This is a genomic window from Pseudomonas sp. IT-P176 (genome assembly GCF_949767245.1).
Classification (GTDB): domain Bacteria; phylum Pseudomonadota; class Gammaproteobacteria; order Pseudomonadales; family Pseudomonadaceae; genus Aquipseudomonas.
Map to the genome: position 1 here is coordinate 116,095 of NZ_CATKPN010000029.1, position 9,667 is coordinate 125,761.

General features: G+C 62.2%; 9 protein-coding genes. 5 read left to right on the plus strand and 4 right to left on the minus strand.

Annotation, left to right across the window (positions count from 1 at the left end):
• Positions 1-2: 2 nt before the first annotated feature.
• A complete protein-coding gene (locus ACM6IP_RS03660) occupies positions 3-881 on the minus strand; it encodes a helix-turn-helix domain-containing protein (RefSeq protein ID WP_414860958.1) in 879 nt (292 codons plus the stop codon).
• A gap of 137 nt (positions 882-1,018) precedes the next feature.
• On the opposite strand from ACM6IP_RS03660, the gene ACM6IP_RS03665 reads away from it, so the two are divergent.
• The gene (locus ACM6IP_RS03665) at positions 1,019-1,921 is read left to right on the plus strand and encodes a DMT family transporter (protein WP_095169420.1); all 903 of its coding nucleotides are present in this window, start codon (positions 1,019-1,021) and stop codon (positions 1,919-1,921) included.
• 13 nt (positions 1,922-1,934) lie between these two features.
• Here the strand turns inward: ACM6IP_RS03665 and ACM6IP_RS03670 are convergent, their stop codons facing one another.
• From ACM6IP_RS03670 to ACM6IP_RS03680, 3 genes are all read right to left on the minus strand, one after another.
• Positions 1,935-2,444, minus strand: coding sequence for a DUF2165 family protein (locus ACM6IP_RS03670; protein WP_401130535.1), 510 nt, complete (start codon positions 2,442-2,444; stop codon positions 1,935-1,937).
• 216 nt (positions 2,445-2,660) lie between these two features.
• Entirely contained in the window at positions 2,661-3,635 is a 975-nt protein-coding gene (locus ACM6IP_RS03675; RefSeq protein ID WP_414860959.1) for a 2-hydroxyacid dehydrogenase, read from the minus strand.
• 98 nt (positions 3,636-3,733) lie between these two features.
• Complete coding sequence (locus ACM6IP_RS03680; RefSeq protein WP_095169423.1) at positions 3,734-4,702, minus strand: LysR family transcriptional regulator; 969 nt, start codon at positions 4,700-4,702, stop codon at positions 3,734-3,736.
• 180 nt (positions 4,703-4,882) lie between these two features.
• Here ACM6IP_RS03680 and ACM6IP_RS03685 point away from each other — a divergent pair, with 180 nt between their 5' ends.
• The 4 genes from ACM6IP_RS03685 to ACM6IP_RS03700 are packed head-to-tail and all read left to right on the plus strand — an operon-like array spanning position 4,883 to position 9,639.
• The gene (locus ACM6IP_RS03685) at positions 4,883-6,394 is read left to right on the plus strand and encodes an efflux transporter outer membrane subunit (RefSeq protein WP_414860960.1); all 1,512 of its coding nucleotides are present in this window, start codon (positions 4,883-4,885) and stop codon (positions 6,392-6,394) included.
• A gap of 9 nt (positions 6,395-6,403) precedes the next feature.
• The gene (locus tag ACM6IP_RS03690; protein ID WP_095169425.1) at positions 6,404-8,581 is read left to right on the plus strand and encodes an FUSC family protein; all 2,178 of its coding nucleotides are present in this window, start codon (positions 6,404-6,406) and stop codon (positions 8,579-8,581) included.
• Complete coding sequence (locus ACM6IP_RS03695) at positions 8,571-8,771, plus strand: DUF1656 domain-containing protein (RefSeq protein ID WP_095077709.1); 201 nt, start codon at positions 8,571-8,573, stop codon at positions 8,769-8,771. The genes ACM6IP_RS03690 and ACM6IP_RS03695 overlap by 11 nt, the downstream gene beginning before the upstream one ends.
• Positions 8,772-8,781: 10 nt before the next feature.
• Positions 8,782-9,639 (plus strand): efflux RND transporter periplasmic adaptor subunit, encoded by an 858-nt coding sequence (locus ACM6IP_RS03700; protein WP_414860961.1) that lies wholly within the window; start codon positions 8,782-8,784, stop codon positions 9,637-9,639.
• Positions 9,640-9,667: the final 28 nt, after the last annotated feature.

Consider the following 9,667-nt stretch of genomic DNA (forward strand, 5'->3'; position numbering starts at 1 on the left):
GCTCAGCTGCGCGACAACGCCTGGCGGTAGTCGCCGGGCGTGCCGTGCATGGCCTGGCGGAAGCGGTTGGTGAAGTGGCTGGCGCTGGCAAAACCGCAGGCCAGGGCAATCTCGCCCAAGGGTTGCCGGGTGCTGCGCAGCAGGTACCGGGCCTGGGCCAGGCGGCGGGCCAGCAGGTATTGATGGGGCGGCAGGCCGAAGCTTTCACGGAACATCCGCGCAAAGTGGTACTCCGACAGCGCGCACAGGGCCGCGAGTTGGCCAAGGCTGATGGACTGCTCCAGATGACTGTCGATGTACTCCACCAGCAGCCGTCGTTGATGGGCGGCCAGGCCACCCTTGAGTCGCAGCCCCTGACGCAGGCCAACCTGGTTGAGCAGGGTGTGGCTGAGCATTTCGTGGGCCAGGCTGCTGGTCAGCAGGCGCTCGCCGGGTTCATCCCAGTCCAGGGCGATCAGTTGGTGAAAGCGTCGGGCCTGCAACGGGTCGTCAAGAAAGGTGCCTTCGCGCAGGTGCAGCGCACGGGGTTCGCGATCGAGCAGGGTGACGCAGCCGAGGGCGAACTGTTCCTGGCTGAAGTACAGGTGGGCCAGGCGGATTTCACCGTTGATCACCCAGGCCGACTGATGTTCGGCGGGCAACACGCAGAGCTTGTTCGGGCCGCCCGTGGTACCAGGCTGTTCGCGGCGGAAGGTCCCGGTGCCACCGGCCAGGTAGCAGGACAGGGTGTGATGCCCCGGGGCTTGGTAATCCTGGGCGTCGTGATAGTTGCTCCACAGGGCTGCAGCCATGCCGTCACCGAGCTCGGCGCTGTGCTCGAGACGAGCATGGGGCGAGCGGTTGAGGGCTTGAAACACTTGCAGGGTTTCCAGTGCGGGCATGATCGTTTCTCCAACGTCTTGCATCCTACTCCGTCGGCCTTTCGGTGCCAGCCCGGCAACGGATAAAAGCGCAAGTTTATGCAAGCGCGCCACACGCCTGCGGCACAGACTGAAGGCCATCTTCAGGAGTTGCCGCCATGAACCTCTCGTTATACCTGCTGACTGTGCTGATCTGGGGCACCACCTGGATCGCCTTGAAACTGCAATTGGGGGTCGTGGCCATACCGGTGTCGATTGTCTATCGCTTTGGCCTGGCCGCCCTGGTGTTGTTCGTGATCCTTCTGCTCAGTCGCAAGCTACAGGTAATGAACCGTCGTGGGCACCTGATCTGCGTGGCCCAGGGGCTGTGCCTGTTCTGCATCAATTTCATGTGTTTCCTCTATGCCAGCCAGTGGATCCCCAGCGGCCTGGTCGCCGTGGTGTTCTCCACCGCGACGCTATGGAATGCGTTGAATGCGCGGGTGTTCTTCGGCCAGAAAATCGCCCGTAACGTGCTGATGGGCGGGGCACTGGGCCTGGGCGGGTTGGGGTTGTTGTTCTGGCCGGAGCTGGCGGGGCACACTGCCAGCCCGCAGACGCTGTTGGGCTTGGGCCTGGCGTTGCTCGGTACGCTATGTTTTTCGGCGGGCAACATGCTCTCCAGCCTGCAACAGAAAGCCGGCCTCAAGCCCCTGACCACCAACGCCTGGGGCATGGCCTATGGGGCGGCGATGCTGTCGCTGTACTGCCTGGTCAAGGGCATTCCCTTCGACATGGAATGGAACAGCCGTTACATCGGTTCGCTGTTGTACCTGGTGATTCCGGGGTCGGTAATCGGTTTTACCGCTTACCTGACGCTAGTTGGGCGCATGGGCCCGGAGCGTGCGGCCTATTGCACGGTGCTGTTTCCGGTGGTGGCGTTGAATGTCTCGGCGTTCGTCGAGGGCTATCAATGGACTGCGCCGGCCCTGGCCGGCCTGGTGCTGGTGATGCTGGGCAACCTGCTGGTGTTTCGCAAACCCGCTGTGCGGATCAACCCGGTCAAAGCCGGTCTGGCATGAGCAGGGCCGTGTGTTAGTTGTCGTTATCCAGCGACAGATAGATTAACGCGGGAAACATATATTCGAGATTACTGCGGGCCCAATCGAAGGCGTTGCGGTTAGTCGAGTATTCCATGTCAAACCATTCGTTGAGAATGATGATGTACATGACGTAGTAAACAGTGATGGCAGTGGTCAAACCGACGATTGCCATTTTTTTTGCGCTGCGAAACTCCTTATGGCTGGCATTGATGTTTCGATAAAGCTGATAGGTGCCAATCAGGCAGCATAACGTAAAGATGGTTTCCAGGGTGATGATCGTCCAGTAGAAACGATGATGGAACAACTTCGATGTTACGGCCCTGTAGCGTCGTGAGTCGTTGCCTTCGGTGCTCGTCATGCTGAGGATGTCACCGACATATTCGTAGTAGGCCGTATAGTCGGTGTAGTTGTTGATAAGGGTAAATATTCCGAACACGCCGGCCATTAATACAACTAGTATTTTGCTGCGCCGTATTGCGCAAATAGTGGTGAATTTTGTCATGCGCGTTATCTCCGATTGTTAGCCGCATTTAATGCGCTTTTTTGTGCTAGTCGAAGTTATAACGCGCGTGCGAAAGTTTGTCGCGAGGCGAGTGGCGACTTTTGTCGCTTGATGTTGTGCGGTCGTTAGTTGGTTAGTTGTTGTGGCAGGTCGAAGTAGTCCGCGTAGTGGCGCATGAAGTTGGCGGCACGTATGCAACAACGTGCCGCCGGCCCCTCATCCTTGCCACACCTGCGGGTTGACCAGGTCTTGCGGCCGTTCGCCCAGTAAGGCGCTGCGCAAATTGGCCAGGGCGCGGTTGGCCATGGCGTCGCGGGTTTCGTGAGTGGCGGAGCCGATGTGCGGCAAGGTCACGGCGTTTTTCAGGGCAAACAGCGGCGACTGTGCCAGCGGTTCCTTTTCATAGACGTCCAGCCCCGCACCGCGGATCCGGTTGTCTTGCAGGGCCTGGATCAATGCTGCTTCATCGACCACCGGACCACGGGAAATGTTCACCAGAATTGCGCTGGATTTCATCAGGCCCAGTTCACGATGACTGATCAAATGGCGAGTCTTGTCGCTGAGCGGCACCACCAGGCAGACGAAGTCGGCTTCGGCCAGCAATTGCTCGAGGCTACGAAATTGCGCGCCCAGTTCCTGTTCCAGTGCGCTCTTGCGGCTGTTGCCGCTGTACAGGATCGGCATGTTGAAGCCCAGGCGACCACGTCGGGCAATGGCCGCGCCGATATTGCCCATGCCGACAATGCCCAGGGTCTTGCCGTGCACATCACAACCGAACAGCGGCGCGCCGACACTGGCTTGCCATTGCCCGGCCTTGGTCCAGGCGTCCAGTTCGGCGACTCGCCGAGCGCTGCTCATCAGCAGGGCGAATGCCAGGTCGGCGGTGCTTTCGGTCAGCACGTCCGGGGTGTTGGTGAGCATGATCCGGCGTTCGTTGAAGTAGTCCAGGTCATAGTTGTCGTAGCCCACCGACACACTGGAGACCACTTGCAGTTGCCCGGCGTTTTCCAGTTGCGCCCGGCCCAGCTTGCGTCCGACGCCGATCAGGCCGTGGACGTGGGGCAGGGCTTCGTTGAACTGGGCGTTGATATCACCCTGCTTGGGGTTGGGCACGATCACGTTGAAGTCTTGTTGCAGGGACTCGACCATGGCAGGCGAGACACGGCTGAAGGCAAGGACAGTCTTTTTCATCGCAGGAAGGCTCGTCATGCGGGGGAGAATGCCAAGCAAGCTATCATTCTTGCTGGGGTTTGCGCGAGTCCCGAGCAGCGCTGCGCCTGCTCGCGCAATCAGTTGCTGAGCCGCGCCCCACTCAAACTGCCACTGAGCTCATACGCCGTCAGTTCCGCCTGATGGGCTGCGAGAATTTCCGGAAGAGAGCCCCGCAGGTATTCCACCCAGGTCTTGATCTTGGCATCCAGGTACTGGCGCGACGGGTAGATGGCGTACAGGTTCAGCTCCTGGGAGCGGTAGTTGGGCATCACCCGCACCAGCGTGCCGTTGCGCAACCCTTCAATCGCCGCGTACACCGGTAGCACGCCTACCCCCATGCCGCTGGTGATCGCGGTTTTCATCGCATCGGCGGAGTTCACCAGGAACGGCGAGCTGTTGATAGTGACCATTTCCTGGCCTTCGGGGCCGTCGAACAGCCATTTTTCCAGGGGGATCACCGGGCTCACCAGGCGTAGGCAGGCGTGGTTCAGCAAGTCGCTGGGCTTGTGTGCGCAGCCATTGGCTTTGACGTAGGCCGGTGAGGCACAGACGATGCTGTAGGTGATGCCCAGGCGCTGGGAGACGAAGCCGGAGTCCGGCAGTTCGCTGGCGAGCACGATGGACACGTCGTAGCCCTCGTCCAGCAGGTCCGGCACGCGGTTGGCCAGGGTCAGGTCGAAGGTCACGTCGGGGTGGGTCTTGCGGTAGCGCGCAATCGCGTCGATCACGAAGTGCTGGCCGATCCCGGTCATGGTGTGCACTTTCAACTGCCCGGCCGGACGCGCATGGGCGTCGCTGGCTTCGGCCTCGGCTTCTTCGACATAGGCCAGGATCTGTTCGCAGCGCAGCAAATAGCGTTTGCCGGCTTCGGTCAGGGCAATGCGCCGGGTGGTGCGGTTGAGCAGGCGGGTTTGCAGATGGGCCTCAAGGTTGGAGACCGCGCGCGAGACATTGGCTGTAGTGGTATCAAGCTGCACGGCGGCGGCGGTAAAACTGCCGGCCTCGGCGACACAGCTGAAGGCGCGCATGTTTTGCAAAGTGTCCATGGGGAGCTCTCAAGGGAGATGGCAAATTGTGACACGAAGTTACAAGGTTCAGGCATTCAACCAAGGGATTATCTCGCTAACGGTAACAAAGATTCACAAGATTCCCAGCTTATCGCCGCGCAGGCCCAGCCCTAGAATCGTGTCGATTGGAAATCTCCCCCTCCTCAGGAATTTGCAGCAGTGCCGCGTCGCATCAACAGAGAGTTGAAGACTCTCAGTGTCTGGGCTTTATCGTTAGCAATCAGCGGCTGCATCGGAACCGGAGGTATTGCCCCACAAGGCAAGGCACTCGATGCCAATACATTGGCCACAGATGTCGCCATCCAGAGCGCGATCCAGGATGCTCACTGGCCCAGCGCCCAGTGGTGGCAGGCCTATGGCGATCCGCAGCTCGATGCCTGGGTCGACCTGGCTTTGCAGGGTAGCCCAAGCATGGCCATGGCCGCGGCGCGAGTGCGCCAGGCCCGGGCCATGGCCGGGGTGGTGGAATCCGCCGAGTCGTTGCAGGTCAACGCCGACAGCACCCTCAAGCGCCACAACTGGCCCACCGATCAGTTCTACGGCCCGGGCGAGTTGGCCAACTCCACCACCTGGGATAACAACGCCGCACTGGGTTTCAGCTACGCGCTGGATCTCTGGGGGCGCGAAAGCAATGCCAGCGAGCGAGCCGTCGACCTGGCCCACATGAGCGCCGCCGAAGCGCGTATGGCCCAGCTCGAACTGCAGAACAACGTGGTGCGGGCCTACATCCAGCTTTCCCTGCATTACGCCGAGCGCGACATCATCGCGGCGACCCTGGCCCAGCAACAACAGATTCTCGATCTGGCGCAAAAGCGCCTGGACGGCGGCATCGGCACCCATTTTGAAGTCAGCCAGGCGCAGACCCCGTTGCCGGAGACCCATCGCCAACTGGACGCGCTGGACGAAAGCATCGCCCTGAGTCGCAACCAGCTCGCTGCCTTGGCCGGCAAGGGCCCGGGGGAGGGCTCGCGTTTGCAGCGTCCGACCCTGGCCCTGGGGGCGCCATTGAAGCTGCCGTCGGCACTACCGGCGCAATTGCTCGGGCAACGTCCAGACGTGGTTGCCAGCCGCTGGCAGGTGGCGGCCCAGGCGCGCGGTATCGAGGTGGCGCACGCCGGCTTCTACCCCAATGTCGACCTGGTCGGCAGCCTCGGCTACATGGCCACCGGCGGTGGGGCGCTGGAGTTCCTGACCGGCAAGAAACTCAACTACAGCGTGGGCCCGGCGATCTCCCTGCCGATCTTCGACGGTGGGCGCCTGCGTGCGGAACTGGGTGAGGCCGCGGGCGGTTATGACCTGGCCGTGGCCAAGTACAACCAGACCCTGGTCAATGCCCTCAAGGGCATCTCCGATCAGTTGATCCGCCGTGAGTCGATGGACAAGCAGCGAGATTTCGCCGCCGAGTCGGTGGCTGCCGCGCAGAAAACCTATGACATCGCGATGATCGCCTACCAGCGCGGCCTGACCGACTACCTCAATGTGCTCAATGCGCAAACCCTGCTGTTGCGCCAGCAACAGGTGCAGCAGCAGGTCCAGGCCGCACGCTTGAGTGCCCACGCCGAACTGGTCACAGCCCTGGGTGGTGGCCTCGGAACCGGCGCCGATGCGCCCGCCGAGGGCCAACTGCAGGCGCCGCCCACCCCAGCCATTCTTTCTGCCCTCGACCACTGACAGGACACCATGACTCCCTTGCCTGCACCACTGCGCTGGCTGTACGCCCTTGACTGGCGCCGTGGTTTTTTCGACTGGGCACGCAGCGACGGCGTGACCTGGGTCTACATCTTCAAGGTGCTGATAGCCGCATTCTTGACCCTGTGGCTGGCCATGCGCCTGGAGTTGCCGCAACCGCGTACGGCGATGATCACGGTGTTCATTGTCATGCAACCGCAGAGCGGCCAAGTGTTTGCCAAGAGTTTTTACCGCTTCCTCGGGACCCTGGCGGGCTCGGCGGTAATGGTCGGGTTGATCGCCTTGTTCGCGCAGAACACCGAGCTGTTCCTTGGCGCCCTGGCGATCTGGGTCGGGATCTGTTCGGCGGGTGCGGCGCGTTATCGCAACTTCCGCGCCTACGGTTTTGTGCTCGCCGGCTATACCGCCGCGATGGTCGGCCTGCCGGCCCTGGCGCACCCGGAAGGGGCGTTCATGGCGGCGGTATGGCGGGTACTGGAAATCTCCCTGGGGATCCTTTGCGCGACTTTGGTCAGCGCCGCGATCCTGCCGCAAACCGCCAGCGCTGCGATGCGCAATGCCTTGTACCAACGCTTCGGGGTGTTCGCCCTGTTCGTCACCGACGGCCTGCGCGGGCGCAGTCAGGCCGACAGCTTTGAACGGCGCAACGTCGGTTTCATCGCCGAAGCCGTGGGCCTGGAAGGGCTGCGCAGCGTCACGGTGTTCGAGGACCCGCACATGCGGCGGCGCAACGGTCGGCTCAGTCGTCTGAACAGCGAGTTCATGGGCATCACCACCCGTTTCAATGCCTTGCACCAGTTGCTTGAGCGCCTGCGTGGCAGCGGCGCCGACCAGGTGATCGCGGCGATCAAGCCAGGCTTGCAGGACCTTGCCGAATTGCTCGACGGCTTTTCTGGCCGGGCCCTGACCCATGCCGATGCGGCGCGCCTGGCGAAGCAACTGGCTGACTACAAGGATGGGCTGAGGGCGCGAGTGCGTAGCCTGCGCGCGAGCTTCCAGGAGAGCGCGCCAAGCGACGCCGATCAACTGGATTTTCATACCGCCTATGAGCTGCTCTATCGGTTTGTCGACGAGCTGCACAGCTATGCCCAGACCCACGCCTCGCTGGCCGAGCACAGCCACGAACGCGAGCAGTGGGATGAGCCCTACACCCCGAAAACCAACTGGCTGGCCTCGGCCGCCTCGGGGATTCGGGCCGCGTTCATCCTGTTGGTGCTGGGCAGCTACTGGGTCGCCACGGCCTGGCCGAGCGGTGCCACCATGACCTTGATCGCGGCGGCCACGGTGGGCCTTTCTGCCGCCACGCCGAACCCCAAGCGCATGGCCTTCCAGATGGCCTGCGGCACATTGCTGGGCGCGTTGATCGGCTTCGTCGAGATGTTTTTCATCTTCCCCTGGATCGATGGTTTCCCGCTGCTGTGCGTGATGCTGGCGCCGGTGATCGTGCTCGGCTCGTTCCTCTCGTCACGGCCGCAATATGCCGGGGTTGGCCTGGGCTTGCTGATCTTCTTCAGCACCGGTTCGGTGCCGGACAACCTGACGATCTACAACCCCTACACCTTCATCAACGACTACATCGCCATGGTCATGGGCATGCTGGTGTGCGCGGCAGCCGGGGCAATCATTCTGCCGCCCAACAGCCGCTGGTTGTGGCGCCGCCTGGAGCAGGACCTGCGCGGGCAGGTGGTGTATGCCATCAGCGGCAAGCTCAAGGGCCTGGCATCGAGTTTCGAAAGCAGCACCCGCGATTTGCTGCACCAGGCCTATGGCCTGGCGGTCGGGCAGCCCCAGGTGCAACGGGATCTGCTGCGCTGGATGTTCGTGGTGCTGGAAGTCGGCCACGCGATCATCGAGTTGCGCAAGGAGCAGGCGATCCTGCCGGTGCATCCGGCCTATGCCGAATCGCAACCCTGGCGGCAGGCGATCCGGGTCATGGGCCGCGCCTTGGTGCGGCTATTCCTGCAACCGGGGCAGAGCAACCTGGAGCGCGCACTGGTAGCCGTCGATCATGCCATCAGCCGAGTCCAGGCCGCCGACGAACCCTTCGCCCCGCACTTCGACACCTCGCCGCTGCGCCGGGTGAAGAGCTACCTGCATTTCATCCGCACTTCGCTGCTCGACCCGCAATCGCCGCTGGCCGCCCTGCAAGGACCTGACCATGCCTCGTGAAATCGCTTTCCATGGCGTCTACATGCCGACCATGACCCTGATGTTTTTCATCGCCGCGGCACTGGCCTGGGCGCTGGATCGGTTCTTGTCCGGGTTCGACCTGTACCGTTTTTTCTGGCACCCGGCGCTGTTGCGCCTGAGCCTGTTCATTTGTTTGTTCGGCGCCCTGGCGCTGACTGTCTACCAGTGAGACCGCTTCGATGAAAAAGCTTTTCAGCCTGCTCGCTACCCTGTTGGTGCTGGCCCTTGCGATGTGGATCGGCCGGACCCTCTGGGTGCATTACATGAACACCCCCTGGACCCGCGATGGCCGGGTACGTGCCGACATCATCAACGTCGCCGCCGACGTCAGCGGTGAAGTGGTGGACGTACCGGTGCGCGATAACCAATTGGTGAAACGCGGTGAGCTGCTGATGCAGATCGACTCCGAGCACTACTTGATCGCGGTCAAGCAGGCGCAGTCGCTGGTGGCCTCGCGCAAGGCCACCTGGGAGATGCGCAAGGTCAACGCCCACCGGCGCGCCGACCTCGACAACCTGGTGATCTCGCGCGAGAACCGTGACGACGCCAGCAACATCGCCGACTCGGCGCTGGCGGACTACCAGCACGCCCAGGCGCAGCTGGAAGCAGCGCAACTGAACCTCAAGCGCACCAAGGTGCTGGCTGCGGTGGACGGCTATGTCACCAACCTCAACGTGCATCGCGGCGACTACGCGCGCATCGGCGAGCCGAAAATGGCGGTGGTCGACATGAACTCGTTCTGGGTCTACGGCTTCTTCGAAGAAACCAAACTGCCCCGGGTGCGCGTCGGCGATCAGGCCGACATGCAGTTGATGAGCGGAGAGGTCCTCAAGGGCCATGTGGAAAGCATTTCCCGCGGCATCTACGACCGCGACAACCCCGAGAGCCGTGAACTGATCGCCGACGTCAACCCGACCTTCAACTGGGTGCGCCTGGCGCAACGGGTGCCGGTACGGATCCACATCGACGAGGTCCCGGAGGGGGTGCTGCTGGCAGCGGGAATTACCTGCACCGTGGTGGTCAAGCAGACGCCGTGAGGTTTCTGGCTTGCGATATCGCGGCGTA

Coding starts and splice junctions, on each gene's coding strand:
- ACM6IP_RS03660 (WP_414860958.1), bottom strand. CDS start 881: ATGCCCGCACTGGAAACCCTGCAAGTGTTTCAAGCCCTCAACCGCTCG.
- ACM6IP_RS03665 (WP_095169420.1), top strand. CDS start 1,019: ATGAACCTCTCGTTATACCTGCTGACTGTGCTGATCTGGGGCACCACC.
- ACM6IP_RS03670 (WP_401130535.1), bottom strand. CDS start 2,444: ATGACAAAATTCACCACTATTTGCGCAATACGGCGCAGCAAAATACTA.
- ACM6IP_RS03675 (WP_414860959.1), bottom strand. CDS start 3,635: ATGAAAAAGACTGTCCTTGCCTTCAGCCGTGTCTCGCCTGCCATGGTC.
- ACM6IP_RS03680 (WP_095169423.1), bottom strand. CDS start 4,702: ATGGACACTTTGCAAAACATGCGCGCCTTCAGCTGTGTCGCCGAGGCC.
- ACM6IP_RS03690 (WP_095169425.1), top strand. CDS start 6,404: ATGACTCCCTTGCCTGCACCACTGCGCTGGCTGTACGCCCTTGACTGG.
- ACM6IP_RS03695 (WP_095077709.1), top strand. CDS start 8,571: ATGCCTCGTGAAATCGCTTTCCATGGCGTCTACATGCCGACCATGACC.
- ACM6IP_RS03700 (WP_414860961.1), top strand. CDS start 8,782: ATGAAAAAGCTTTTCAGCCTGCTCGCTACCCTGTTGGTGCTGGCCCTT.